At 67.7% G+C, this 22,453-nt stretch carries 27 protein-coding genes and 1 tRNA gene; 15 read left to right on the forward strand and 13 right to left on the reverse strand.

Features of this window, described 5'->3' with window-relative positions:
* Positions 1-19 precede the first annotated feature (19 nt).
* A complete protein-coding gene (locus Pmi06nite_RS09290) occupies positions 20-493 on the reverse strand; it encodes a carboxymuconolactone decarboxylase family protein (protein WP_203952492.1) in 474 nt (157 codons plus the stop codon).
* Between the two features lie 108 nt (positions 494-601).
* On the opposite strand from Pmi06nite_RS09290, the gene Pmi06nite_RS09295 reads away from it, so the two are divergent.
* Both Pmi06nite_RS09295 and Pmi06nite_RS09300 read left to right on the forward strand, forming a co-directional pair.
* A complete protein-coding gene (locus Pmi06nite_RS09295) occupies positions 602-838 on the forward strand; it encodes a tyrosine-type recombinase/integrase (RefSeq protein WP_275409558.1) in 237 nt (78 codons plus the stop codon).
* 51 nt (positions 839-889) lie between these two features.
* Positions 890-1,153, forward strand: coding sequence for a hypothetical protein (locus Pmi06nite_RS09300; protein ID WP_203952494.1), 264 nt, complete (start codon positions 890-892; stop codon positions 1,151-1,153).
* Positions 1,154-1,204: 51 nt separating this feature from the next.
* On the opposite strand, the gene Pmi06nite_RS09305 is transcribed toward Pmi06nite_RS09300, so the two are convergent.
* Complete coding sequence (locus Pmi06nite_RS09305) at positions 1,205-1,696, reverse strand: hypothetical protein (RefSeq protein ID WP_203952495.1); 492 nt, start codon at positions 1,694-1,696, stop codon at positions 1,205-1,207.
* A 337-nt stretch (positions 1,697-2,033) separates the two neighbouring features.
* Between Pmi06nite_RS09305 and Pmi06nite_RS09310 the strand changes: the two genes are divergently transcribed.
* Together Pmi06nite_RS09310 and Pmi06nite_RS09315 are read left to right on the forward strand one after the other, a co-directional pair.
* Positions 2,034-2,237 carry a hypothetical protein gene (locus Pmi06nite_RS09310; protein WP_203952496.1) on the forward strand — a complete coding sequence of 68 codons (204 nt, stop codon included), beginning with the start codon at positions 2,034-2,036 and terminating at the stop codon, positions 2,235-2,237.
* A gap of 361 nt (positions 2,238-2,598) precedes the next feature.
* Complete coding sequence (locus Pmi06nite_RS09315) at positions 2,599-3,144, forward strand: dihydrofolate reductase family protein (protein WP_203952497.1); 546 nt, start codon at positions 2,599-2,601, stop codon at positions 3,142-3,144.
* A 319-nt stretch (positions 3,145-3,463) separates the two neighbouring features.
* On the opposite strand, the gene Pmi06nite_RS09320 is transcribed toward Pmi06nite_RS09315, so the two are convergent.
* On the reverse strand, positions 3,464-4,201 hold the full coding sequence (locus tag Pmi06nite_RS09320; RefSeq protein ID WP_203952498.1) for a Pr6Pr family membrane protein: 738 nt from the start codon (positions 4,199-4,201) through the stop codon (positions 3,464-3,466).
* A 195-nt stretch (positions 4,202-4,396) separates the two neighbouring features.
* Here Pmi06nite_RS09320 and Pmi06nite_RS09325 point away from each other — a divergent pair, with 195 nt between their 5' ends.
* Together Pmi06nite_RS09325 and Pmi06nite_RS09330 are read left to right on the forward strand one after the other, a co-directional pair.
* Positions 4,397-5,824, forward strand: coding sequence for a helix-turn-helix domain-containing protein (locus Pmi06nite_RS09325; RefSeq protein WP_203952499.1), 1,428 nt, complete (start codon positions 4,397-4,399; stop codon positions 5,822-5,824).
* Between the two features lie 321 nt (positions 5,825-6,145).
* Positions 6,146-6,385, forward strand: a complete 240-nt coding sequence (locus Pmi06nite_RS09330) for a site-specific integrase (RefSeq protein ID WP_203952500.1) — start codon at positions 6,146-6,148, stop codon at positions 6,383-6,385.
* A gap of 201 nt (positions 6,386-6,586) precedes the next feature.
* Here Pmi06nite_RS09330 and Pmi06nite_RS09335 read toward each other — a convergent pair.
* Together Pmi06nite_RS09335 and Pmi06nite_RS09340 are read right to left on the reverse strand one after the other, a co-directional pair.
* Positions 6,587-6,678, reverse strand: a tRNA-Ser gene (locus tag Pmi06nite_RS09335).
* A 240-nt stretch (positions 6,679-6,918) separates the two neighbouring features.
* Positions 6,919-7,482: a YceI family protein gene (locus Pmi06nite_RS09340; protein ID WP_203952501.1), complete on the reverse strand. Its 564-nt coding sequence runs from the start codon at positions 7,480-7,482 to the stop codon at positions 6,919-6,921.
* A 100-nt stretch (positions 7,483-7,582) separates the two neighbouring features.
* Between Pmi06nite_RS09340 and Pmi06nite_RS09345 the strand changes: the two genes are divergently transcribed.
* Positions 7,583-8,062 carry a MarR family winged helix-turn-helix transcriptional regulator gene (locus tag Pmi06nite_RS09345; RefSeq protein ID WP_203952502.1) on the forward strand — a complete coding sequence of 160 codons (480 nt, stop codon included), beginning with the start codon at positions 7,583-7,585 and terminating at the stop codon, positions 8,060-8,062.
* 71 nt (positions 8,063-8,133) lie between these two features.
* Here Pmi06nite_RS09345 and Pmi06nite_RS09350 read toward each other — a convergent pair whose 3' ends face one another.
* Positions 8,134-8,631, reverse strand: a complete 498-nt coding sequence (locus Pmi06nite_RS09350) for a SigE family RNA polymerase sigma factor (protein ID WP_203952503.1) — start codon at positions 8,629-8,631, stop codon at positions 8,134-8,136.
* A gap of 300 nt (positions 8,632-8,931) precedes the next feature.
* Here Pmi06nite_RS09350 and Pmi06nite_RS09355 point away from each other — a divergent pair, with 300 nt between their 5' ends.
* Positions 8,932-9,870, forward strand: a complete 939-nt coding sequence (locus Pmi06nite_RS09355; protein WP_203952504.1) for a hypothetical protein — start codon at positions 8,932-8,934, stop codon at positions 9,868-9,870.
* A gap of 3 nt (positions 9,871-9,873) precedes the next feature.
* Positions 9,874-10,692 carry a MauE/DoxX family redox-associated membrane protein gene (locus Pmi06nite_RS09360; protein ID WP_203952505.1) on the forward strand — a complete coding sequence of 273 codons (819 nt, stop codon included), beginning with the start codon at positions 9,874-9,876 and terminating at the stop codon, positions 10,690-10,692.
* A 105-nt stretch (positions 10,693-10,797) separates the two neighbouring features.
* Here the strand turns inward: Pmi06nite_RS09360 and Pmi06nite_RS09365 are convergent, their stop codons facing one another.
* Positions 10,798-11,979, reverse strand: coding sequence for an ATP-binding protein (locus Pmi06nite_RS09365; protein ID WP_203952506.1), 1,182 nt, complete (start codon positions 11,977-11,979; stop codon positions 10,798-10,800).
* A gap of 368 nt (positions 11,980-12,347) precedes the next feature.
* Between Pmi06nite_RS09365 and Pmi06nite_RS09370 the strand changes: the two genes are divergently transcribed.
* The 6 genes from Pmi06nite_RS09370 to Pmi06nite_RS09395 all read left to right on the forward strand — a co-directional run bounded on the left by Pmi06nite_RS09370 (position 12,348) and on the right by Pmi06nite_RS09395 (position 18,196).
* Positions 12,348-13,100, forward strand: a complete 753-nt coding sequence (locus tag Pmi06nite_RS09370) for a M15 family metallopeptidase (protein ID WP_203952507.1) — start codon at positions 12,348-12,350, stop codon at positions 13,098-13,100.
* Between the two features lie 740 nt (positions 13,101-13,840).
* A complete protein-coding gene (locus Pmi06nite_RS09375) occupies positions 13,841-14,092 on the forward strand; it encodes a hypothetical protein (RefSeq protein WP_203952508.1) in 252 nt (83 codons plus the stop codon).
* 39 nt (positions 14,093-14,131) lie between these two features.
* Positions 14,132-15,004, forward strand: a complete 873-nt coding sequence (locus Pmi06nite_RS09380; protein WP_203952509.1) for an NUDIX hydrolase — start codon at positions 14,132-14,134, stop codon at positions 15,002-15,004.
* Positions 15,005-15,200: 196 nt separating this feature from the next.
* Entirely contained in the window at positions 15,201-16,214 is a 1,014-nt protein-coding gene (locus Pmi06nite_RS09385) for a permease (RefSeq protein WP_203952510.1), read from the forward strand.
* A 5-nt stretch (positions 16,215-16,219) separates the two neighbouring features.
* Positions 16,220-16,999: a TIGR03943 family putative permease subunit gene (locus Pmi06nite_RS09390; RefSeq protein ID WP_203952511.1), complete on the forward strand. Its 780-nt coding sequence runs from the start codon at positions 16,220-16,222 to the stop codon at positions 16,997-16,999.
* Positions 17,000-17,122: 123 nt separating this feature from the next.
* Positions 17,123-18,196, forward strand: a complete 1,074-nt coding sequence (locus Pmi06nite_RS09395) for an MFS transporter (RefSeq protein WP_239113778.1) — start codon at positions 17,123-17,125, stop codon at positions 18,194-18,196.
* Positions 18,197-18,199: 3 nt separating this feature from the next.
* Here the strand turns inward: Pmi06nite_RS09395 and Pmi06nite_RS09400 are convergent, their stop codons facing one another.
* From Pmi06nite_RS09400 to Pmi06nite_RS09425, 6 genes are all read right to left on the reverse strand, one after another.
* Positions 18,200-19,042 carry an MBL fold metallo-hydrolase gene (locus tag Pmi06nite_RS09400; RefSeq protein ID WP_239113779.1) on the reverse strand — a complete coding sequence of 281 codons (843 nt, stop codon included), beginning with the start codon at positions 19,040-19,042 and terminating at the stop codon, positions 18,200-18,202.
* A gap of 119 nt (positions 19,043-19,161) precedes the next feature.
* On the reverse strand, positions 19,162-19,791 hold the full coding sequence (locus tag Pmi06nite_RS09405; protein ID WP_203952512.1) for a DUF305 domain-containing protein: 630 nt from the start codon (positions 19,789-19,791) through the stop codon (positions 19,162-19,164).
* Between the two features lie 216 nt (positions 19,792-20,007).
* On the reverse strand, positions 20,008-20,283 hold the full coding sequence (locus Pmi06nite_RS09410; protein WP_239113795.1) for a putative quinol monooxygenase: 276 nt from the start codon (positions 20,281-20,283) through the stop codon (positions 20,008-20,010).
* Between the two features lie 157 nt (positions 20,284-20,440).
* Positions 20,441-21,352, reverse strand: coding sequence for a CHAP domain-containing protein (locus tag Pmi06nite_RS41825; RefSeq protein WP_239113780.1), 912 nt, complete (start codon positions 21,350-21,352; stop codon positions 20,441-20,443).
* Positions 21,349-21,519: a hypothetical protein gene (locus Pmi06nite_RS09420; protein WP_203952514.1), complete on the reverse strand. Its 171-nt coding sequence runs from the start codon at positions 21,517-21,519 to the stop codon at positions 21,349-21,351. The genes Pmi06nite_RS41825 and Pmi06nite_RS09420 overlap by 4 nt, the downstream gene beginning before the upstream one ends.
* 143 nt (positions 21,520-21,662) lie before the next feature.
* Complete coding sequence (locus Pmi06nite_RS09425; protein ID WP_203952515.1) at positions 21,663-22,355, reverse strand: class I SAM-dependent methyltransferase; 693 nt, start codon at positions 22,353-22,355, stop codon at positions 21,663-21,665.
* Positions 22,356-22,453 lie beyond the last annotated feature (98 nt).

Genomic DNA, 22,453 nt, shown 5'->3' on the forward strand with positions numbered 1-22,453 from the left:
AGCCAGTTGCTGATGCCGTTCAGTGGAACTGCCCGGGTTCGTAGTTGCCGGCCGGCTGCTGGGTGATGATGTTCAGCCGGTTCACCGTGTTCATGAAGGAGATCAGGATCACCAGGGCGGTGAGCTGCTCCTCGTCGTAGTGCTTGGCGGCGTACGCCCACACCTCGTCGCTGACCCCACCGGCCGCATCCGCGACCCGGGTCCCCTCCTCCGCCAACTCCAGCGCGGCACGCTCGGCCTCGGTGAAGACCGTGGCCTCACGCCACGCCGCGACCAGGTTCACCCGGACCGAGGTCTCGCCGGCAGCGGCGGCCTCTTTGGTGTGCATGTCGATGCAGACTGCGCAGCCGTTGATCTGACTTACGCGAAGTGCCACCAGCTCCTGCGTGGCGGTCGGCAGCGGCGAGTCCTTGAGCGCCTTGCCCGCCGCCATGAAGTACTTGAGGACCTTGCTGGCGGTCGGGTCGGCGAAGTAGTTCAGTCGCGCGTCCATGGTGTGCTCCTCTGTGGTCGTCTGTGGCTACACCCCCTGAGACGAGGTAGCCCGACCCCCTGTGACATGGAATGCATGTGACCCGCGGAGAGCAGCGAGGACTACAAGATATGGAAAGCGCTCCTGAGGCGGCCGGTGTCAGGGAAGCCAGGCTCCACGCTCCACGACGCCCGCCACACGGCGGGCACCCTCCTCGTCGAGCAGGGCGTCCACATCCGGGTGGTCCAAGAGATCCTCGGCCACGCCCGTATCACCACGACCGAGCGCTACACCCACGTGGCGAGCCTCCAGGTGAAGGACGCGAGCGAGCGCATGGGGGCCGCTCTCTGGGGCGATGATGTCTGATGCGGTGACCATAAAAATTCGCGGTGGTTGGTCGAAAGATAACCTCGGCAAATGACCGAGGGAGACTTCGCGATCAAGTTGACGCGAGATCAGGCGTTGGTGCTCTCTGACTGGCTCTACCGCGTGATCGGTACTGCGGAGTTCGACAGCTTGGTGGGCCAGGACCGCGCCGTCTGGTCGCCGCTACACCGGATCGCCGGAGGGCTGGAGACCTCACTGGCGGAGGTTTTCATATCGGACTACGAGGACCGCCTGAATACCGCCCGGGAGAGGCTCTTGGACACCCTTGGCGAGGTGGGTCGACCGGTGGACTAGCCGCGTGGCCGCAACCCCGGTGAACGTTTGTGATCAGCTCTCGGGCAGGCCCTAATCATGGTCGAGAACCGCGACCAACTCCTCAAGGATTCCGACGAACTCCCCCGCCTGGAGTTCGGCCACAAAGACCCTCCCCGCATGCTCGGGATGCTCCGACAGGTGATCCTCACGCCAGAACTCCGACGTGATCAACAACTGGTCACCGTCGCGGAAGAGGAAGGCCAGCACATTGTCGGTGGTGGGCCCCCAGTCGTTGAAGATCCAAAATCGCCCATAGTCCTCTTCGGCGCCCCGGGTCGCATCGACGAGCCGTTGATGCGTGGCCACAGGAGACACGGCGAAGGCCAGAGGCAAACCCCCGCCGGAACGCACCCTGTCCGCGGTAGCCGCCACAGAAAGACGGAACTGCGCGACGAAGACCGCATTGTCATCACAGGTCAACCACTGATCGGCAACCCACAGATCCACTCGACGCAGTGCCGGGCCGACCCACTCGCCGACCTCAACAGCGAACCTGTGCTTGTCACCCAGAAGTACAGCCATCCGAGCACCGTCGCAGACGCATCGCCCCACGCACAAACAGAATCCGGCCCTGCGCTTCGCACGGAAGCCAGGATCATGGGGAGCGGCCCAACTGCAACCCAAACTGCAACCCTGAGGCCTTGAAGATCAGAAAAGCCCCTTCCCTGATCAACGGGAAAGGGGCTTTGATCTGGCGGAGGCTGGGAGATTTGAACTCCCGATGGGCGCGAACCCAAACCGCATTAGCAGCTCGGGGCATGACCGTTCAGGACGGTTCCACCTGGACCAACGCTCCTCGGTGGTCCTTCTGGAACGGCCTGGTACGGCGGTGAACTGCAACCCAAACTGCAACCCGTGCATGGTCCGAGCTGCATGCCACGTAAGCCCTCCTCAGGCTGATCATCCTGTCTGCCGCGACCCACAGGTCGAGGAGCAGGGCCTGGCCGCCATGGAGAAGGTCGGCCAGCCTGCCGCCGCCGAAGAGCTCGAGATCGGGTGCCATGCGGCCGACCAACGGGTGGTCGCCGTCGAGGTCGTAGTGCTGCCAGAGAACCAGCAGTGACAGGCGGGGATGCATCGCGGACGCGCCGAGCGCACTGGCGGAGGCCGCACAAGGAGAAGAGCCTTGAAGGCTAATGGCATGAGCGCCCCGTCCACGATCATCTGACTGCGAGAACCATACGAGTTCGGACCATCGTCCACTCGTGTCCCGGCGACTCACCAGCGGTGCCCCGGGTGGACCGCCCATCCCGCACCACCCGGCCGCCTCCGGCAGCAACCGCTCCCGCTGCTCCTACTGGGCGGGCGTGTACCCGCCCCCTTTGCTCGTACCGCATGCGCCCACTTTTCCGACGCCGCGGTGTCTGCATCATCGACGGCTCGGACGACCGGGACGCCGGCGGATGCAATCGAAGGAGACTCAGATGAGAAGAGTGGTCGTTTCGACTTATGTGACGCTGGACGGGAGAGTGGACGACATCCGGGATTGGGCGGTCGCGTATGACGACGACGGGGCGGCCGAGTATCACACCGACCTCCTGAAGAAGAGCGATGGTCTGCTCCTGGGCCGCAAGACGTACGAGATTTTCTCCGCCATCTGGCCATCGCTGTCAGGACAGCTCCCCTACGTCGACAAGATGAACCGCATGGCCAAGTACGTAGCGTCAACCACGCTCAAGGACCTGAAGTGGGAGAACTCTCATCTGATCGAAGGCGATGTCGCGCAGGGCGTCGCCGAGCTCAAGCAGCAGCCAGGTCAGGACCTGATCATGTACGGCTGCCACGACCTCATGCACAGCCTGTTGGAACGCGATCTCATTGACGAGTATCGGCTCTTGGTCCACCCGGTCGTGCTCGGTAAGGGGAGAAGCTTCTTCAGGGACGGCATGGAGCGAATGAACCTGGACCTCGTCGACACCACCACGATTTCACGCGGGGTGGCCATTCTCACGTACCAGCCGATGCGCTAGAAAGGCAGCCACTCGCCTGCCGCCGGTCGGTGATCGGCTCCAGGCAGCGGTGCAGGTCGCCGGGGTTGAACAGCCTGGTCCGCGCGTATACGCCAAAGGCCAGGTTGTACCCCTGCCCTGGATGACCGGAAAGGTCTCCTCTGCCCACAGAGTCCAGCGCGTCGCTGATCCAGGGTGGATGGCTCCTGACGGTGGCTGCGATCCTGGTGCTGACCGTGGTCCGCAGCCGCCGCGGTGGCACGATCTGGCGCACCGTCGCGATGACCGCGGTCTTCCTGGCGGTCGGCGTGGCCCCGTCGCGGGTTGCCGAATTGATCGGTCAGTTCATCCGCTGCGCCGCAATCGTCGGGCTGACCGGATCCGACGTGCCCCCTTCCGGGTGCTCTTCGCGCCACAACGCTCGCCACACGCCGCCTGACCACCGTGCCCTGCTGGCGAGCACGGCACCAAGACCGAGTACGGCGATCACGAGGTGGATCGCAGCCACGAACACGGCGACACCGCCCCATCCGCCTGCCTCAACGGGATCGAGAAAGAAGTACGGGTACCAGTGGTCGCTCGACTCGGCCGCGTAGGTGAGGGCCATGGCCGTCCAGATGGCCGGGTGGACAAGCCACAGCGCCGCCGCGGCGACGGGCAGCGGCCGGGCGGGCGGCACGACGATCCACCACGCGACCATGAGGACCGGCACCGCCTGGTGGAGCACGAAGTCGGAAAGGCTCCATGGCGACCCCGGCTCAGCGAGCAGGGCGTTGGCGACGAGCCCGGTGATGGCCATGTCCACCACGGCGAGCCCGCGCAAGTACTCGGCCGCCTGGCCCGGATGCCGGCCACGCACCAGCGCGACCCCGAACACCACGCAGGCGGTGACGGCCAGCAGGTTCGACTGGGTCGTGAAATACAGGAACAGTCGGCCGCGGCCGAGGAGCGGGTTGGCATCGTCCCAGGCGAGCAGTGGATCGATGACGACGAAGGTGATCGTCGCGAGCAGCAGCAGCGCGACCGCGACGAGGACGGGCAGGATCGGACGAGGGCGGGCGGGAGAAGCAGCGACCACGGGATACCTCTCTGATCGAGTATGTGTTGGGGTGCCTCCGAGCAATCTCGCGTGCTGAGGTCATGGCCGGTATCCGGAGCAGCCCTGACATGGCCTCTGCGGTGTACGGGGTAGCCCTGAATCTGGGCCTGGCATGTCTTGTCCGGATAAACTCGCTTCCGGATAGGCGCCGGAGGAGAACTCCCTGGAGGGCCGATGCACGACGCACGCATGTGGCCCGACGTTCTGTGGCGGTGGCGGAGTCTCGTGCCCGTCCTATTCATCGCGGGACTCGGGCTGTGCTCGGTGGTCATACTCGCCTTCGCGCGTGCCAGTGGTACCGGCGGTTACGCGACCCACCCGATCTCGACGGTAGCCCTCGCGGGCGGTGCGACGGGGATCGCGCTGCTATCTCGACGGCTGGCCGACCGGGGTGACCGTACCGGCGGCGGTTGGCTCCTCGCGCTGGCAACCGCCGTCCTCATCTACCTCGTGCTCGGCGCACTCGCCGTCGTCGCGGTCACCGCTGATTCCGGCCTGGCTCCTCTCCTCCTCGGCGCCTGGGGTGGATGGTGGCCCGTACCGCTCGCCGTACTGCAGCTCGCGGCGCTGCGCGCCGAGCCGCGTGCCCGCCGGTGGTCGATCGGGTTCGGCGTCGTCGTTACCGGCGCCGCCGTCTGCATGGCGCTGGCACTGGAGCCCGTGAAGCCGTTCGCCGGCCACCCGCCGGCGGCACCGGAGGGTTGGCGCACACCCGCTGCCACAGCCGCCTCCACCATCCTCATCAGCGTCGTGATGCTCGCCGTCGTGCTGTTCCTGGCAAGTCGCGCGGCCCGCGTCCCAGCGAACGAACGCGCGAGCGCCACGCTGGGCGCGTCCGCCGCGGCTGTGGGACCCCTGTTGATCGTCGTATGCATGGGCACGGCCGTAGCCAGCGGTCCCGGCGACATCGCGCCGACGGACGGCAGCGTCGCATACCTCGTCTCGCTGGCCGCGGGTTGCCTCGTCGGGGCGTGGGCGCTCATCGCGTCCGCCAGCGCGGCCCGTCCCGCGGCGGTGCGCCGGCTGCTGTATGGGGTGCTCGGTGGATACGCCGCGATCGGGATGACCCTCGCGGTGACCTGGACCGGGACTGTGCTCCGCCCCGTAGGCCCGTTGATCTCCGGTCTCGCCGTGGCCGCTCTCACCGCCGTCATCGGGGTCGCCTGGTGGCGGGCGTCCTCCGCGCTGACGGGGTTCGCCGTACCCCTCGTTCCTCAGCCCGCCGAGCCACCGGCACCGTCAGTCGTACCACCGGCGCCACCGCGGCCGGGCACGGAGTCGCCCCCTGGGCTCGAAGTGCTCAGCCCTCGTGAGCGCGAGGTTCTCGCCCTCGTCGCCACGGGCGCCCGCGACGCGGCAATCGCCGAGCATCTGCACCTTTCGCAGCGCACCGTCGAGACACATCTGCGGCGTATCTTCACCAAACTCGGGCTCGAGAGCGACGACGGCCGCAACCGCCGGTTGCTCGCCGCCCGGGCCTGGCTGGAGGCCATGGGCACCGACGCAGCAACCGACCGCGGACCTATCAGTGCGATGCACCGTCCAGCCGGAACCGGGTCAACTCGATACGGGGACGTCCCCACCCGTCGCACAGCAGGTTGACGACGTCCATCGCGTTCGGCGCATGAGCCGTACGGCGGTCTTCCGGCTGATCAAGAGCGGTGAGCTTCGCTCAGTCAAGTACGGGGGGTACCGGTTGGCGCCTGCTGGCGCTCTTCAGGAGTTCGCGCGACACCTGGAAGAGGCGGCGTGATGGGCACCCGAAAGCCAAACGATCGCTCCACGATCTACCTCGGGAGAGACGGCCTCTGGTACGGCTACGTCACCGTTGGGGTCAAGCCGGACGGCTCGCCCATCGACGGCACCGCAAGGCGAAGACCGAAGCAGAGGTAACCCGCAGAGTCCGCGAATTGGAAGATCGCGATGCGACGGGACAAGGTCACGCGGAATGTCGCCACACTGATTGACGCGCCCGTGGCGGATGATCCTGACCTAGAGCCGCTGACCCGCGACGAAGCCCGCAAGATCCTTGAAGCCGCCAAGACTCGCAGGAACAGCGCGCGCTGGTCGGTCGCTCTGTCCCTCGGCATCCGCCAGGGTGAAGCGCTCGGCCTCCGGTGGTCGTTCGTCGACCTGGACACTGGAGTGATCAAAGCCTGGTAAGCAGCGCGGACGTTCAGCCACCTGTGGCACTCGACGAGGCCGCGGACGGGGTCGAGCCAGAGCATGTTGAGTGTGCCGGCTTCGCACACCTGGAGCCAGGCGCACGGGGCACGGGCCCTAACTGCAACTAGAACTGCAGCTAGAGCGCCTTTGAAGATCAGAAAAGCCCCTTCCCTGATCAACGGGAAAGGGGCTTTGATCTGGCGGAGGCTGGGAGATTTGAACTCCCGATGGGCGCGAACCCAAACCGCATTAGCAGTGCGGCGCCATAGACCTGACTAGGCGAAGCCTCCTGGTTGCCGAGTGGCTCAGGACAGAGTACCGGCGATTGTGTGAGGCGGCAAAGCGGAATCCCACCCGAAGGCGGGCCTCGACCCTTCTCCGGCGTGTACCGCCGCGAGGACGCCCCTCGCTGACCATATGCCCAGATCGGGCGGGATGTGGCAAGCGAGACACGCGACTTTTCCCCAGGACGATGCACAGCCCTCGTCCACAGGCTGTGGACAAGGGCTGGGTCTGTGGAGCGGGGCCGATCAGCCCTGGCGGACGGCTTCGCCCTCGATCTCAATCTTGATCTTCTTGCTCACCAGAACGCCACCGGCCTCCAGAGCCACGTTCCAGGTGAGGCCGAACTCCTCACGGTCGATCTCCGTAACGGCGGAGAAGCCGAAGATCTCCTGGCCGTAGGGGCTCGTGCCCGCGCCGCCGAACTCGACCTTGAGCGCGACCTCCCGGGTGACCTCACGGATCGTCAGGTCGCCGATCAGGGTGAACTCGTCGCCGGCGTGGTCCTTCACGCTGGTGCTGCGGAAGGTGATCTCGTCGTGCTTGTCGGCCGCGAGGAAGTCGTCGCTCTTCAGGTGCCCGTCACGGTCGGCGACACCGGTGTCGATGCTGCCACTCTTGAGAACGACGTCGACGCTGGAGTCGAGCGGGTTCTCCGCGATCACGATCTTGGAGTCGAAATCGGCGAAGTGGCCCCGGACCTTGGACACCATCATGTGCTTGGCGACGAAACCCACCCGCGTGTGCGTCTTGTCGAGGGCGAACTCGCCGGCCGTCGGGATCTTGAGGCCTTCCCACTCACGAATGCTCATTGTTGCCCTCCTGGGCTGGTTTGCTCTGGGATGCTTGCGGCAACAACTTTCTACACGAGGATTATTCCAATCGTCAACTATCGTCGCGTAGACTTTACCCATGGATCCTTTTGACGACCCGCGGCTCACCGCGATGGGCCTGCTGGCCGAGGTCTCAACGGGATTGGCGGCCGAACTCGGCAAGACCTTCTCCGCCGCCGGTCTCTCAGAGGTCGACTTCGAGACACTGATACGCCTGGCCCGATCCCCTCAGCACAGACTCAGGATGAGCGACCTCGCCGGGCAGACGTCGTTGTCCACAAGCGGGATCACTCGTGTCGTGGACAGACTCGAACGCGAGGGCCTCGTCCAGCGCAGCCCGTGCAGCACCGACCGGCGCGCCTCCTATGCCGTGCTCACCGAGGCGGGCGTGAACCGGCTCACCGCCCTGATACCGCAGCACCTTGAGGACATCGACACCTGGTTCACCAGCCTGCTGACCCCTGAGCAGTTGGCGACCTTCCTTGAGACCCTTCGCACCATCCGCGACGTCGTCCGGCCATGCGCCACCGCCGGCGTGGAGCGCGTCCCGACGAGTTGAGCCGCAAGGCGCCCCCTGGGAATGCCACGACCCCTCCGTGGCACCCCCGGGTACCCCCGCCGGAAGAGCTCTCAGTTCATCGCCTCCCGGCCCACGGGAACCAGGTCGCCGCGGAGCTTGGCCATCCCCCTGGACACCGTGCTCTTCACCGTTCCCACGCTGATCCCCAGAGTCCTGGCGATCTCCATCTCGGTCATGTCCTCGTAGTAGCGCAGGACGATCGCCGTACGCTGCCTGGCGGGCAGGCGGTCGAGCGCCTGCTCCAGTTCGTCGAACTGATGCCGCGGATCATGCTGCGTCGGGATGTCAGGCAGATCTTCGGACGGGTACTCCTCCAGCTTGCGCCGCCTCCACCACGAGATGTTGATGTTCACCATCGCCCGGCGCACATAGCTGTCCAGCGAGGACCGATCCTGGATCCGATCCCAGGCGAGATAGGTCTTGGCGAGGGCCGCTTGAAGCAGGTCCTCGGCGTCGCAGGGGTTCCCGGTCAGCTGATGCGCGACACGCAACAGGGCTGCTCCCCGGGACACCACATACGTATGGAACTCCTCATGGTTCACGATCATGCGATCACCGACCTGGCCTGAGAGGCATCTCGTGCCAGAATGGCAGCCTCATTCCAGAATCCGGCTGAACCGGAAACAAGGTTTCGTGCAGTCAAGCGCAAAGATCGCGCAAGCTCGGTGGCGAAGCCCTCCTCGACCACTGCCGATACGGCGCTCGCCCCGTAGGCACTGATTTGCCCGGACTAGGGCGATACGCCTTCCACCTGGGGTGGGATTATTGCTCCGGAGTCCGCCATCGACGGCCATTCCTCTCCTGTCAGCATTCGCGGCATGTGAGGCTAGAAGGCGTGGGGAGGATCGATGCCGTACCGAACTGTTGATCGCAGGCGCACGCTCGCCGCGGCGGTGCTCGGCCGCGACACCGAGGCGCCGCGGCTGACCGCCGACGACGGGATGACGCTGGACGCCGTCAGCGGCGAGATCCTCGACGTCAGCCCGCATCTGATCATCGTCGAGGACGACGACGGCGAGGAGCGGCGGATGGTCATCGCCCCCTGGGCGACCGCGTGGCACGGGGCGTCCGTCGCCCCGGCCGATCTGCCCGTCGGGGCGCGGGTCGTCATCCGCGCCTTACGCTCGGGCACGGTGGTCGACCGCATATGGGCGAACATCACCCGGATGACCGGGGTCATCCTCGGCATCACGGGAAAGCGGGACCTCACCATCGAACTCGACTGCGGCCCGCACCGCGGGCGGCGAACGGTGGTCGTCCCTTATCGGACGTCGGGGCGGATCCGGGTACGGCATCCGCAACTCGAGCCGGGATATCTCTTCGACGCCATCGGTCTCATGGACGCCGGAACGGCTCTCGCCCACATACCCGCGACGTCACAACCTCCCTATCGGGCCAAGGCCGTCCCCCCACCGCCCCCGGCCTTCCGCGGGGTCCAGTCGAAGATCTCCGGCGCCGCCGCGTGGGGGGACTTCACCGAACCGGGCGTGACCTATCCGATGCTGGAGTCCGCGGACGCCGACTGCGAGGACACCGGGCAGTCCTGCGCCGGCCTGCCGTACCTGGCGGTCGGGTCCATGCTGTTCGTCCGCAACGTCTGCGACGGCCGGGCGAACGCGCTGCCGATCATCGGCTGCGGCTGCATCGCCGGACGCTTCTGCGACCGGTGCCTGGAGTGCGGCACCTCACCTCGCGGCAGGCTGGTGGAACTGTCCGCCACGTCGTACGTCGAGCTGGGCGGGGATCTGATCAAAGGCTGCTTCAACGCGCGCGTCGGATTGGGGTGACTCATGCTTTCGACCATCGCGGCAGCGGCCCTGCCGATCCTCATCGCGATGCTGCTGCTGGGTGGCGTCGCGAAGCTCGCCACGGCCGATGGTGACGCCGAGATCGGCGGCCTCGGCCGGCTCGGGCCCGCCGTGCTCGCTCCGCAGCGCTTCCGCAAGGCCGCGATGATCGGCTGCGCGCTGGGCGAGTTGGGCCTGATCGCGGTGCTGCTCCTGCTCCCCGATCAGGCGGTCGCCCGCTGGATGCCGGTCGCGTTCTTCTCCGTCGCCACCTACGTCCTGTGGGACCTGCGCCGTCGCCGGCCCGATGTGGGATGCGGCTGTTTCGGCGAGGTCAGCGCGGCGCCGATCGGGATGCGCTCCATCGGCCGAGCGGCGGTCCTGGCCGCCATGGCGGTCATCGTGGCGATCGAGAGCCCGGGATACGCGGCCCTGTCCAGCTGGTCGTGGATGACGACGGCATGGCTGGCGGGTGGCATCGCACTGGTCTTGCTGCTGTCCACGGAGATCGAGGAGACGGTCTCCCGCCTCCGCCATCGTGCCCCCTGTGAGCAGCGTGCCATTCCCGCCAAACGAGCTCTGTCCCGCCTTCAGTCCAGTTCGGCGTGGCGGTCGCATGTCCCGATGCTCGTCTCCGACGAACCCGCCGACATGTGGCGGGAGCTCTGCTGGCGGTTCTTCGTCTTCCCTGCGCGAGACGGCGCCGATGTCGTCTTCGCCGTCTATCTGAGCGGACGGCGACCCGCGGTGAAGTCGGCGATCGTCAACGCCGACGGTCGCCCGATCACCCCTCTGCAGGAATCTATGCATGTATCGGCCTGACGCTATACAGGCATAGATTCCCGCATGAAGGAGTCATGCTTAAGCTCTCTACGGCTCTCTAGCTTCCCCTCTAGAAAGCCGTAGAGAGGTCAATGGGAGGGACGGCTACAGCGGCTGGGCACGCAGGAACCTCCCGAAGTGAGGGACCGTGAATCCGATCACGCCGCGTTCCGCGCTGTAGATCAGGCCTTTCTTGATGAGGCTGTCCCGGGCTGGAGACAGGCTGGAAGGCTTGCGGCCCAGCGACTCGGCGACGTCGGAGGTCGGCACGGGATCATCCCCGAGCTGGGCCATCGCGTGCATGTAGTCGCGCTCGGCAGGGGTGGCGCGTTCGTAACGACTGCCGAAGAAGCCGACGGCGAGCTCCTCCTCGGCCTCCGGCGCCGACACCTTGATGTCGTCGACGGTGATCGGGCTGCGCGGGGCGAGATCCCAGGCGACCTTGCCGTACGCCTGGACGAAGTAGGGGTAGCCGTCGGCCGCCTCGTAGAGGGCGTCGAGCGCCTCAGGCGTGAACTCGACGTCCTCGCGCTCGGCCGGTGCGATCAGCGCGAGATCGGCGGCGTCCCTGTCGAGCCGATCGATCCGGGCGTACCGGAAGAGGCGCTCCGAATAGCTCTTGCTGGCCGACAACACGCTCGGCAGGTGGGGCAGCCCGGCCCCCACGACGATCAGCGGACCGCCGGTCTGAGAGAGCTCGTGGCAGGCGGCGCACAGGGCCGAGATGTCGGGTGCCTGCACGTCCTGCATCTCGTCGATGAACAGGGCGATGCCGACGCCGAGATCGGTCGCGACGCCCGCGGCGTCGACGAACAGCTCGGTCAGGTCGATCTCCAGGTCACCGGAGTCGGCTCGGCCGCGTGAGGCCGGGACGTCGATGCCGGGCGACCAGTGAGAGGTGCCCTTCGCCGCCGCGGGATCGCGCATGGCGAAGGCCTTCAGCACACCGAGGAACTCCTCGATGCGCTCGGGCGCCCGATGGCGGGGGGCGAGCTCTCTGATCGCCATGTGCAGTGACGCGGCGACCGGCCGGCGGATCGACTGGTCGGGACGAGCCTCGATCTTGCCCGTGCCCCACAGCCGCTGCATGGCCATCGACTTGAACGTGTTGAGCAGGACGGTCTTGCCGACGCCCCGGAGACCGGTGAGCACCATGCTCCGCTCCGGGCGGCCACGGGCCACCCGCTCCAGCACGACCTCGAACTGCTGCAGCTCGCGGTCGCGCCCGGCGAGCTCCGGGGGGCGCTGGCCCGCGCCGGGGGCATAGGGATTGCGCACGGGGTCCACGCTCTCGGACTTTATGACGGGATATAGCGGCCGTCGTAGATTTCCGTAGAAAGCGCTACGGCGTGTCGTCCGCGAGCGGAGCGGAACACACCGGGCGACCAAGGAGGCGTCTGGGACCGTCGGCCCGGGCGAAGGGGCCAGGACGGGTTCGGGAGCCGCGAGAACTGTCATTGCACACCCCTCACCTGCCGAGACGGCGACCGAACCCATGTTCGATCCGATGGCCAGAACTGTAGCGCGGCATCGAACATGTGCGCGAGGTTTTCACGAGAAAAGCTCCGGCAAAGTCCCCGCGAGACCGTGACGGACCCGCTCCCGGAACGCCGGAAAGTCGACGGGGACTTGCGTCGCGCAGGTACTCTGCGCGTATGTCGTCCATATGGAAGCCCAGGTCAGCGATAGTGACGGTCGCCGTCCTGGGTCTGACCGCCTGTGGCGGGACCCAAGCCGTCACGCCGGCTCCGGCCGCCTTCCAGACGGAGGCATCGGTCTCACCCTCGCCACCGGCTCCGAGCACCCCCACGCCATCGCCCTCGCCCACGCCGGCGGGGCCGCCGAAGTTCTCGGCGAAGGTCCAGAAGGTCTCCCGCGCCGACGTGCCGCACTCATGGCATTCGGGTTGCCCGGTGTCCCCGGGCGACCTACGGAAGATCACGATGACGTACTGGGGTTTCGACGGCAAGCCGCACACCGGGCAGTTGGTGGTCAACCAGTCGGCCGCGAAGGACATGATCACGGTCTTCGCCAAGCTGTACGACTACCGCTACCCCATCCGCCGGATGCAACCTGTCGACGTCTACAAGGGAAGCGACAACGACTCGATCGACGCGGACAACACCTCGGCCTTCAACTGCCGCAACGCCACCGGGTCGAGCAGTTGGTCCGAGCACGCCTACGGCCTGGCGGTCGACGTCAACCCCCGGGAGAACCCCTACGTCTACGCCGACGGGTCCAACGCCCACCGCAACGCCGACGCCTTCGTCCGCCGCCCGCTCAAGAAGCCGGGCGTGATCAACCCGGGCGACCGGGTGGTCAAGGCATTCGCCTCGGTGGGCTGGGGCTGGGGAGGCTCCTGGTCCGGCGACAGGGACTACCAGCACTTCTCCGAGAACGGCCGGTAGGTCCCCGGCCAAGCCAGGTCCAGGTGGCCCGCCGCCTTCTGCCGCGTGCCCACGCACGCGATCAGGTGCGACCGCTCGGCCGGTTCCACCATGCGCCTTGACAGGTTTGTACGGTTTCACAAAAGCGCAAATGAGCACGATAAAGATCGCCACTTGCCTTTGCCGTCAAAAACTCACATAAGGCGGCAAATCGCCTTAAAGGTCATTCATCTAGATCGCCGATCTTCGACCTGGGGCCGACGGCGGTGTCGCATGTCTTAACAAACCGGTGAATCGACGATCCGCGGAAAGATCGGCGATCTCGGCCCACTCCCATCTGATGATCGAACACCTTCCCTGAACGACCGCCCGGCGAATGCGGCACGGACACCGAACGATCGCTGAGCGCCGCCGCCGGACGCCTTCGCTCCGATGCCCAGGTGAGACGATCTCTCATGCCGAACGAATCGATCGTTGACGGCGGACGTGAGACCCTGTCCGAGAGGCCGGAAAAGAACAACGCCCGCTCCTCCAGCTGAAAGGAAGCGGGCGTCTTCTGTACTCTGATATGAAATCTCCCGATTCTCCCAAAATGGGGGAATCACGAGTCAGGGGTCACACGTTAGTAGAACTGCGGGAACGGGCCGGGAAGGATCGCTTACCGGTTCATAACGATCGGCCATCGGGCCCGTCACATCACGACACCCGTGGCCCCGCACCCAGATCAACTGCCCCTCCCAGTGCGGCGTGACAGGAGAACGATGTCCGACTGGCTCCATTCAGGTCCCGTATCTCCCATCTGGCCGGTCGACCGCTACGAAGTGCGCTCCATCCGGCCGAACCCGGGTTTCGGGGCCGCCGACCGCTACGCCTCCGCGACAGCCGCCCACGAGGCGGCCATGCGCATGAGGGACTCCGGCCTCGCGACGCAGATCCAGGTGATCCGCATCGAAGACGGGGTCGTCCTCTTCGACCTGACGTCGGGAGTGGAGATGCCGCTGGAGGCCTGGTGATCAGGGGCTCCGCGGCCCCCGCTGCGGCAGGATGAGGCCATGACGGCGATGGACGGGGACGGCTGGGCGTTGTGCGACCGCGGGCACCAGCACTGGGGGATCCACGGAGCGGCCGGGCTCCTCGCCGTCCACCACACGCTGGACGGCATGCCGTACGTCCTGATGCAGAAGCGCTCCTGGTGGAGCCATCACGGCGGGACCTGGGGGCTTCCAGGAGGCGCGCGCGACAGCCACGAGGACGCCGTCGCGGGCGCTCTGCGTGAGGCGCGGGAGGAGGCGGCGCTCACGCCCGATCAGGTCCGGGTCCAGGGCGTCTACGTCGACGACCACGGTGGCTGGTCGTACCACACCGTGATCGCCGAAGCCGCGGGCCTGCTCGAGGCCAGCGCCGCCAGCGGCGAGAGCGCCGACATGCGCTGGATCGCGGCCGACGAGGTCGCGGCCAAGCGGCTCCACCCGGGGTTCGCCGACACCTGGCCGAAGATCAGGCCCGCGCTCAGTCCCCTCGTCCTGGTGCTCGACGTCGCCAACATCGTCGGCGCACGGGCCGAGCACGGCTGGTGGAAGGACCGGGCGGGCGCCGCCAACCGGCTGCTCAACGACATCCTCCCGCTCGTGTCCGGCGGCCTGGGCCGCCGGCCGGAAGACCTGCCGGAACTCACCCTGTGGTTCCCGCGGATCATCGCGGTCCTGGAGGGGGCCGCCGCCCGCGGCGCCGACCCTGTCCCCGACCCCGGCCTCGACGTCGTCGTGGCGCCGGCCAGCGGGGACGACACGATCGTGGACGTCGTCCGCGACGCCCGGCCGTGGGAGAGGGTCCTCGTCGTCACCGCGGACCGAGGGCTGCGTGAGCGCGTCGCCGAACTCGGCGCCCTCGTCACCGGCCCGCGCTGGCTGCTCGGCCAGCTCTGACGACGCTCCCCACGCTCTCGACGCTCCCATCCTCTCGACGCTCCCCATCCTCTCGACGCTCTCCGAACACGTCCTCCACGCTTCCAGCGCCTCCCCGGTTCTCCACGGGGCGATGTTTTCCACAGGGACGGTCCCGGTTGTCGTCGTCTTCCACAGGGCGATCCCGGCTGTCCTCGCGGGCTGCCAGGATTGGCCCATGCCCGACCGAGCCGTGGCCGACCGAACGGTCGAGATCCCCCCTGACGCATGGGGCCGCAGGTCCGCCGTCGCCCCCGTGATGCCGTGGGTGTTCGCCCTCGTCGTCGTCCTGCTCCTGCTGGGGCGGTTCGTGCTGACGCCCGTGCTGAGGGCTCCGGCGTTGCAGACCTGGGCGACCGTCTTCGTGGCGATCTGCGTCCAGGCCCTGCCCTTCCTGGTCTTCGGCGTGTTGTTGTCGGCCGCCATCACCGCCTTCGTGCCGCCGTCGTTCTGGACCAGGGCGCTTCCCCGTCATCCGTACGTGGCGGTCCCGGTCGCCGGAGCGGCGGGCGCGGTCCTCCCCGGTTGCGAGTGCGCGTCGGTGCCGGTGGCGTCCGGTCTGATGGCCCGGGGCGTCACCCCCGCGGCCGCGCTGGCGTTCCTGCTGTCCTCGCCCGCCATCAACCCGGTGGTCGTGGTCGCCACCGCGGTCGCCTTTCCCCAGCAGCCGCTCATGGTCGTCTCCCGGTTCTGCGCCTCGCTCGCCGTCGCGGTGCTGGTCGGCTGGGTCTGGCTCCGGTTCGGCAGGTCCGGCTGGTTACGCGTCCCGTCGCGTCCGCCCGCCTCCGGCTCGTCCTGGGTGGCCTTCCGCGACGCGATGCGCCACGATCTCCTCCACGCGGGCGGGTTCCTCGTGGTGGGAGGCCTGACGGCGGCGACGCTCAACGTCGTCGTGCCGCGCACCTGGCTCTCCTCCGTGGCCGGCGTCCCCGTGTTGTCGGTGGTGGTGCTCGGCCTGCTCGCGGTTCTGTTGTCCATCTGCTCGGAGGCGGACGCGTTCGTGGCGGCGTCGCTCACCGCCTTCTCTCCCACCGCCAAGCTGGCGTTCCTGGTGGTGGGACCGATGGTGGACCTGAAGCTGATCGCCCTGCAGGCCGGGACGTTCGGGCGCTCGTTCGCGATCCGGTTCGTCCCGCTGACCTTCCTGCTGGGCATCGTGACGAGCATCGCGGTCGGAGAGGTCCTGCTGTGAACCGGATGTCCCAGAGCCTGATCCTCGTGCTGCTCGGCGGCGCGGTGTTGCGGGTCACCGTCCTGTCGACGACGTACGTGAACTACGTCAAACCGGGATTTCGTCCCTTCCTGATCGCGGCGGGCGCCGTCGTGCTCGTGCTCGGCGTCGTCGGCCTGGTTCAGGAGTGGCGCAAACCCCACGTCACGGAGACAGGCCCGGCGCAAGGGGACGAAGACACCGAGTCGGGCTCCACGCACGCGGCCGCGGGAGACCACGGGCACCATCACGGGCATGACCATTCCCGGGTGTCGCGGGTGGCCTGGCTGCTGTGCCTGCCGGTGTTCGCCATCTTCCTGATCGCGCCTCCCCCGCTGGGCGCCTTCGCCGCCCGCTCGGAGGAGGCCCCGCCTCCGCCGCCCGCCCTTCCCGCCGACGCGTACGTCCCGCTGGCCGCGGACAGGGCCACGTCGATGGAGCTGGGCGAGTTCATCGGCCGGGCATGGGGCGACTCCAGGCATTCGCTCGCGGGGAAGAAGGTCACGCTGACCGGCTTCGTGGTGCGCTCCAGCAAGAAGGACCGGTGGTACGTCACGCGCATGCAGATGAGCTGCTGCGCCGCCGACGCCATCGCTCTGAAGGTCGCCGTCCTCGACGCCGAGCGCCCTCCGGACGACACCTGGGTCGAGGTCACGGGCACCTGGGTCGCCCCGAAGACCGACAAGATCCCAAACGGCACGGTCGCACCCGAACTGGCCGCGACCGAGGTCGCCGAGATCCCTCAGCCGTTCGAACCGTACGAGTGATGCGGGGACTGTCACGATCACGAGGTGTCGATTAGAGTCCGGGGCATGACTTGGCGACATTGACGCTCACCTGAATCCCCACTCACGGCCCGGCTCTATGCCTACGCATTCGTCGAGCACTGCGTGCTGCTCTATCCCGTGTACGCGGTCCTGTTCGCCGAGACCGGGCTGTCTCCCGGCGAGATCTCGTCCCTGTTCGTGATCTGGTCGGTCACCAGTGTCGCGGTTGAGGTGCCGTCCGGCCTGTGGGCCGACGTCTTCTCCCGCCGGCGCCTGCTGATCATCGCGCCGCTGTTGTCGGGCACGGGTTTCGCACTGTGGACCTTCGTTCCCTCCTACCTCTCCTTCGCCCTGGGTTTCGTCCTGTGGGGTGCGGGCGGCGCCCTGCGTTCGGGCACGATGCAGGCGCTCGTCTACGAGGAACTCGACCGCCTCGGCGCGTCCGACCGCTACGCCCGGCTCATCGGCCGCTCGGAGGCGATCAGCACGACGGCGGTGATGACCGCCTCCGCACTGGCGGGCCCGGTCTTCGCCGTGGGCGGTTACCTCGTCCTGGGGCTGGCCAGTGTGGGGGTGACCCTGATCACGGCCCTGGTGGGCAGATCCTTCCCGGAGTCCAGGGCCCCGGCTGAGGATCGCGAAGAAGAGACCTTCATGGGAGTCCTCCGCGGCGGTCTCAGCGAGGTACGGCAGGCCCCGCTCGTGCGCCGTCTCTTCCTGCTCCTCGCGGTGATCTCCGGTGCCGGGGCGCTCGACGAGTACCTCCCGCTCCTCGCGAGCGCGACCGGGGTCACGACGGCCGTCGTGCCCGTGCTGGTGCTGGTGGTCACCATCGGGGTGACCATCGGCGGGTGGCTCGCCGGGCGGGCGCCCCAGGCCCTCGCCCCGGCCCTGGCGGTCGGCGGGCTCTGCCTCGCAGCGGGGGCGGCGAGCGGACGGCCCGCCGGGTTCGCCCTCATCGCCGTCGCGTTCGGGATCTTCGAGTGGGCCACCGCCGCCGTGGACGCACGGCTGCAGGACCAGATCACGGACCGGTCCCGCGCGACCGTCACGTCGATGGCCGGCCTCGGCATCGATGCCATGGCCGTGCTGGTCTTCGCCTCCTACGCCCTGGGATCGGTCTGGGCCGAGCCCTGGCTGATCTTCACCGTGGCCGCCGTGCCGTACCTGCTGGTCGCCATCGTGGTGCGGCGATGAGGTCTAGCGCGGACCCGGCGGCGGCTGCGGGTGCGTGCCCGGGCGCCGGATCGGCAGGTGGTAGGTCTCGCCGCGCCCGATGTAGTGGACGAGGTGAGAGAGCCTGGCCCGGTTGACCTGCTGCTGGAAGTCGTCGATGCCGGAACTGAAGGCCTCGTAGTCGTCGTAGTGGACCGGGAGCACGGACGCCGGCTTGATCAGCTGGATCCAGTCGGCTCCCTGCCAGCCGTCCATGGTGACGAGCAGGCCGGCGATTTTGGTCCCGCCGAGGTGGACGATGCCCGCGTCGATGTCGGGGAAGCGCTGCGGGATCTCCGACAGGCACGGGTCCATGATCGTGTCTCCGCTGATGTGCAGGCGCAGGTCCATCTCGCCCTGCCTGGCGAAGTCCAGCATGCTGCCCATGCAGGGCGGCATCAGCATCTGCGCCAGCCCCGGCGCGTGGCGTGCGGGCGTGGCGGTGATCGTGAGCGTGCGGTCGCCGCGCTGGATCCGGTGCTCGTCCCAGGTCTCCAGGCCGAGCGCGTTGCGGAAGCCCTGCCGCCTGAGCCGCCCGGCCGCGTGGTGGGTCGTGATGATCGGCACGTTCTTGTCCAGGCCGCGCCGGGCGACCCGGTCCCAGTGGTCGCCGTGCATGTGGGACAGGACGACCGCATCGAGCGGCGGAAGCTCATAGACGTCCATCGCAGGCTCGGTACGGCGCTTCGTGGTGATCCCCCAGCCGATGTGGGCCCGCTGGCCGCGGTGGAGGAAGTTCGGGTCGGTCAGCACCGTGAACCCGTTGCAACGAATGATCGTGGTCGCGTTGCCGATGAAGAAGACGCTCGCATCCATTTGATCGCTCATGTCTTCCTCCCCTCTCGCACTTTCAGGCTACGCATATGGGCACAAATCACCCATGCGTGGGGGTGGTATCGCTCCGGCCGCCGGTCAGAAGCCGAAGGACTCCCGGTGGATACGGCGGCTCAGTCCCCGAGCCCGGCGAGCCGCGCGAGTTCGCCCGTATGGGTCTTCGCCATGGCGGCGGCGAAGGCCTTGGTGTCCGCATCCGCCCCCGACCCCTGCTCGCCCTGCGCCACGAGCACCGACTGCTTCAGATAGTCACGCGTGTGGTCGGCGAACAGCCGGTCGAACGCGGCACCCTCGGCCTCGGTGATGACCTTGAGCTCGTCCGTGGTGACCATGCCCGGGATGTTGTGCCCTTCGTGCACGTTGACGTACGGCACGCCTGATCGGTCCAGCAGGCCGTGCAGTCGCCGGAGCTCCGCGCGGTGATCGGCGCTGAGGGATTCGGCCAGGCGGGTGATCCGCGGGTCGGCGGTCTTGTCCGGCGCCAGATCCAGCAACCGTACGGCCTGCTCCGTCATCGGGATCATCAGTTGCAGCCAGGCGACGTCCGTCGCGTTGAAAGAGCCGGACGGCGTGGTGACGGGGGTGGAGACCGCACTCACGGGGGTGGAGACCGCGCTCGTTCCTTCTTGCGGGTGATGGTGGTGGCTCGCGACCGACTGGGCCGGCCCGGCCGCGACGCATCGAGCGACCAGTAGTGCGGTGATCACCGCGAGGAGAGGTGCCCCGATGGTGACCGCTCTCATTCCCGTCCCTCCCGCTTGGGCCGCTCAGATCTCAGACCCGCGGATCTGAGATCTCGGAGAGGCGGAGCCCAGCCGGGCGGGGCCCCGCCTCAGGGTAAACGGAAGGTGTAAAGCTGCCCAGGAGAATCTGTAAACCTTCTTGTCCACTTATATGAGGATGTGCCCGGCCTCCGCCTGGACAAGGGGAGGGTTCGCACGTCGACCGGCAGACACGAACTAGGGGGCCTCGGATGCGGCGACGTGGTGCTTGGCCACCTGCGCCTCGTGGATCGCGGCCGCCTGGTCCGGCTCGGGTCCTGCCCCACGGAACCGTTCCAGGTGCGCGTCGGACTCCCACTGCTCGTACACATTGATCCGTCCCGGCTCGACCGGATCCGCCGCCAGCACGAAATCGAGGCAGCCGGGGGCCGTCCGCGCCTGCTCGATGACGCTCAGGCAGCCCGCCAGATACTCATGGCGGGCCTCGGGATCCACGTAGAGCTTCCCGGACACGATGATCAAGGTGACCTCCACCGGTCTGTCGGCGACGACACCGACACCGTACGTCGCCGCACCGACACTTTCCGGCGGGACCGCGACGAGCCGCGCCCGGGAAGACCGATCGCGTCGGCCTTCCCGGGCCGCGGCACACGGCCGGGGACCACGGCGGTCAGTGCTTGAACAGCGAGACCTTGGCCATGGTGGCCTTCTCCACCACGGCCACCCGAGGGCTGGCGTTGATGATCCTCAGGCGCAGTTGGTTGTCGGCATCCAGGGCGAACTGGCCGCCGACGCTGACCTCGATGCGCCCGTCCGGGCCGGCATGACAGGTGAGCCGCCACGCGTCGTCGAGGAACTTCTTTCCCGCCCGGTCGTAACGGGCCCACGACACGTCCAGTTCGTCACCCGGCTGCAGACCGCCGATCCTCACCAGGGCGTCGCAGAGGCACCAGCGCTCTCCGGACGCGAGCACAGCCACCTCACCATCACCGTGGGCCTTGGGGTCGTCCACATACTCGGTCCCCCACCGCACCACGATCTCGCCGTTCGCGGCGACCTGCTGGTCCGCGCCGGCTCCCAGCGAAACCACCTCGGGCACGTCGTCCTCCTCCACGCTGTAGTCGGGATTCCAGAAGCCGGCGATCACCGGAGCGGCACGCACGCGCCGCTTGCAGGCGTCCCCGGTGTTGGCTTCGATCGTCTGGACGCGGCCGTCGCCCAGGTTGCGCTCGACGACGCCGACGTGATCGACCCCGCCGACGGCGTCCCGCCCCTCCCAGTCGAAGAACACGATCGCGCCGGGCTTGGCGTGCGCCCTCACGTTCGCCACGGTCCCCTTGAACCAGCGGCCCAGTTTCTGGCCGTCCTGGGCGTGCCAGACCGTGTAGGCGCGGTCCCCTTCGGGCAGGACGGCCGCGGCGTTGCCGCTCTTCCTCGCCCAATACGTCACCGCCTGGTCGCACCAGGCGGCCTTCAGGAACTCGTCGCCGTGCCGTTTCGCGTAGTCGCGGGTGATGTAGTTCGGCCGGCCCGCCAGGCCGAGGGAATCGCGGGCGGCCGCCAGCATGCTCTGCACGCTCATACGTCACCGTCCACGTGGCCCTCGCCTTCGTAGACGCCGGTCACGGGGTTGAGCACGTAGCCGAGATCTCGGAGGATCTGCTCCTCGTCCTCCTCGGTCGGCCCCCAGTCATGGATGTCCACCTCGGCGGCCACGAGATCGGCCTCGGATGGTTCGGGTTCGGACATCGGTCCCTCCGGTTGCAGATCTTCGTATTAGATCCTGCAACGTTCGGATTGATCCGTTAGCAACCAATTCGGTCTCGGTTCAGGGATTCGCGTGGAATTACGGACCGCCCGATCCACGCGTGACGAGACCAGCCGTCCGTCTCCTATGCGCGGACCGGCACCGCGCGGACCCACTCGCGGTCGTCGTCCAGGAATTCAGCGATCGTCAGTCCTGCGCCGTTCAGCGCCGTCTCGAGGAACGCGTCGTCGAGCCGTCTGCTCAGGAAGGTGTGCGTCCAGGTCCGGCCGCCGATCGTGTACTCCATCGTGGACAGGAGCAGGTCGGGTCCCGGCCTGCTGACCTCCGTCATCCTGAGCAGGCGGCCGTCCGCCGCATGCCGTTCGAACGGCTGGACGGTGTCGTACCACTCCGGCGGCTTGCGCTGCAGGATCACGCACCCGTCGGCGGCGACATGCCGCCGGCAGGTTTCCAGGAACGCCCGGCGCAGGTCGTCGTCGGCCGTCTCGATCACGAAGGACATGAGCACGACGACGTCGAACGTCCGGTCGAGGGACAGGGACTGGATGGACGAACAGACCGTCTCGGCACTCTTGATGTGCGCGAGCATCTCGGGCGACTCGTCGACGGCGACCACGTCATGCCCGAAGGCGACGAGACTGTGCGTGATCCGGCCGGCGCCCGCGCCGAGTTCCAGGATGGACGCCTCCTCGGGTACGGCCGCGTGGATGAGTTCCGGCTCACCGTTGGGCACGAGCGTCGCGTAGTAGTCGACCGCGCAGCCGTCCGGCGTGATCGGTCCCGGTCCGGTGCCGCGATAGAGCTGTGGAGTGGTCATATGCGTCATCCTGCATCGCGGACGCCCCGCCTGGGCTGCGCGTCGACGCCTCCCGCGTGACACGGGGGCCCCGCCGGCCCCGACATGGACGTCGACGT

It is taken from the genome of Planotetraspora mira (assembly GCF_016863275.1).
GTDB lineage: Bacteria > Actinomycetota > Actinomycetes > Streptosporangiales > Streptosporangiaceae > Planotetraspora > Planotetraspora mira.

What these genes read in the sequence shown, in the direction of transcription:
- Pmi06nite_RS09380 (WP_203952509.1), top strand. Translation starts at nt 14,132, where the DNA reads ATGACGGCGATGGACGGGGACGGCTGGGCGTTGTGCGACCGCGGGCAC.
- Pmi06nite_RS09345 (WP_203952502.1), top strand. Translation starts at nt 7,583, where the DNA reads ATGGATCCTTTTGACGACCCGCGGCTCACCGCGATGGGCCTGCTGGCC.
- Pmi06nite_RS09340 (WP_203952501.1), bottom strand. Translation starts at nt 7,482, where the DNA reads ATGAGCATTCGTGAGTGGGAAGGCCTCAAGATCCCGACGGCCGGCGAG.
- Pmi06nite_RS09315 (WP_203952497.1), top strand. Translation starts at nt 2,599, where the DNA reads ATGAGAAGAGTGGTCGTTTCGACTTATGTGACGCTGGACGGGAGAGTG.
- Pmi06nite_RS09370 (WP_203952507.1), top strand. Translation starts at nt 12,348, where the DNA reads ATGTCGTCCATATGGAAGCCCAGGTCAGCGATAGTGACGGTCGCCGTC.
- Pmi06nite_RS41825 (WP_239113780.1), bottom strand. Translation starts at nt 21,352, where the DNA reads ATGAGCGTGCAGAGCATGCTGGCGGCCGCCCGCGATTCCCTCGGCCTG.
- Pmi06nite_RS09390 (WP_203952511.1), top strand. Translation starts at nt 16,220, where the DNA reads ATGTCCCAGAGCCTGATCCTCGTGCTGCTCGGCGGCGCGGTGTTGCGG.
- Pmi06nite_RS09310 (WP_203952496.1), top strand. Translation starts at nt 2,034, where the DNA reads ATGGTCCGAGCTGCATGCCACGTAAGCCCTCCTCAGGCTGATCATCCT.
- Pmi06nite_RS09425 (WP_203952515.1), bottom strand. Translation starts at nt 22,355, where the DNA reads ATGACCACTCCACAGCTCTATCGCGGCACCGGACCGGGACCGATCACG.
- Pmi06nite_RS09375 (WP_203952508.1), top strand. Translation starts at nt 13,841, where the DNA reads ATGTCCGACTGGCTCCATTCAGGTCCCGTATCTCCCATCTGGCCGGTC.
- Pmi06nite_RS09420 (WP_203952514.1), bottom strand. Translation starts at nt 21,519, where the DNA reads ATGTCCGAACCCGAACCATCCGAGGCCGATCTCGTGGCCGCCGAGGTG.
- Pmi06nite_RS09400 (WP_239113779.1), bottom strand. Translation starts at nt 19,042, where the DNA reads ATGAGCGATCAAATGGATGCGAGCGTCTTCTTCATCGGCAACGCGACC.
- Pmi06nite_RS09350 (WP_203952503.1), bottom strand. Translation starts at nt 8,631, where the DNA reads ATGATCGTGAACCATGAGGAGTTCCATACGTATGTGGTGTCCCGGGGA.
- Pmi06nite_RS09325 (WP_203952499.1), top strand. Translation starts at nt 4,397, where the DNA reads ATGCACGACGCACGCATGTGGCCCGACGTTCTGTGGCGGTGGCGGAGT.
- Pmi06nite_RS09305 (WP_203952495.1), bottom strand. Translation starts at nt 1,696, where the DNA reads ATGGCTGTACTTCTGGGTGACAAGCACAGGTTCGCTGTTGAGGTCGGC.
- Pmi06nite_RS09330 (WP_203952500.1), top strand. Translation starts at nt 6,146, where the DNA reads ATGCGACGGGACAAGGTCACGCGGAATGTCGCCACACTGATTGACGCG.
- Pmi06nite_RS09355 (WP_203952504.1), top strand. Translation starts at nt 8,932, where the DNA reads ATGCCGTACCGAACTGTTGATCGCAGGCGCACGCTCGCCGCGGCGGTG.
- Pmi06nite_RS09360 (WP_203952505.1), top strand. Translation starts at nt 9,874, where the DNA reads ATGCTTTCGACCATCGCGGCAGCGGCCCTGCCGATCCTCATCGCGATG.
- Pmi06nite_RS09405 (WP_203952512.1), bottom strand. Translation starts at nt 19,791, where the DNA reads ATGAGAGCGGTCACCATCGGGGCACCTCTCCTCGCGGTGATCACCGCA.
- Pmi06nite_RS09300 (WP_203952494.1), top strand. Translation starts at nt 890, where the DNA reads ATGACCGAGGGAGACTTCGCGATCAAGTTGACGCGAGATCAGGCGTTG.
- Pmi06nite_RS09290 (WP_203952492.1), bottom strand. Translation starts at nt 493, where the DNA reads ATGGACGCGCGACTGAACTACTTCGCCGACCCGACCGCCAGCAAGGTC.
- Pmi06nite_RS09385 (WP_203952510.1), top strand. Translation starts at nt 15,201, where the DNA reads ATGCCCGACCGAGCCGTGGCCGACCGAACGGTCGAGATCCCCCCTGAC.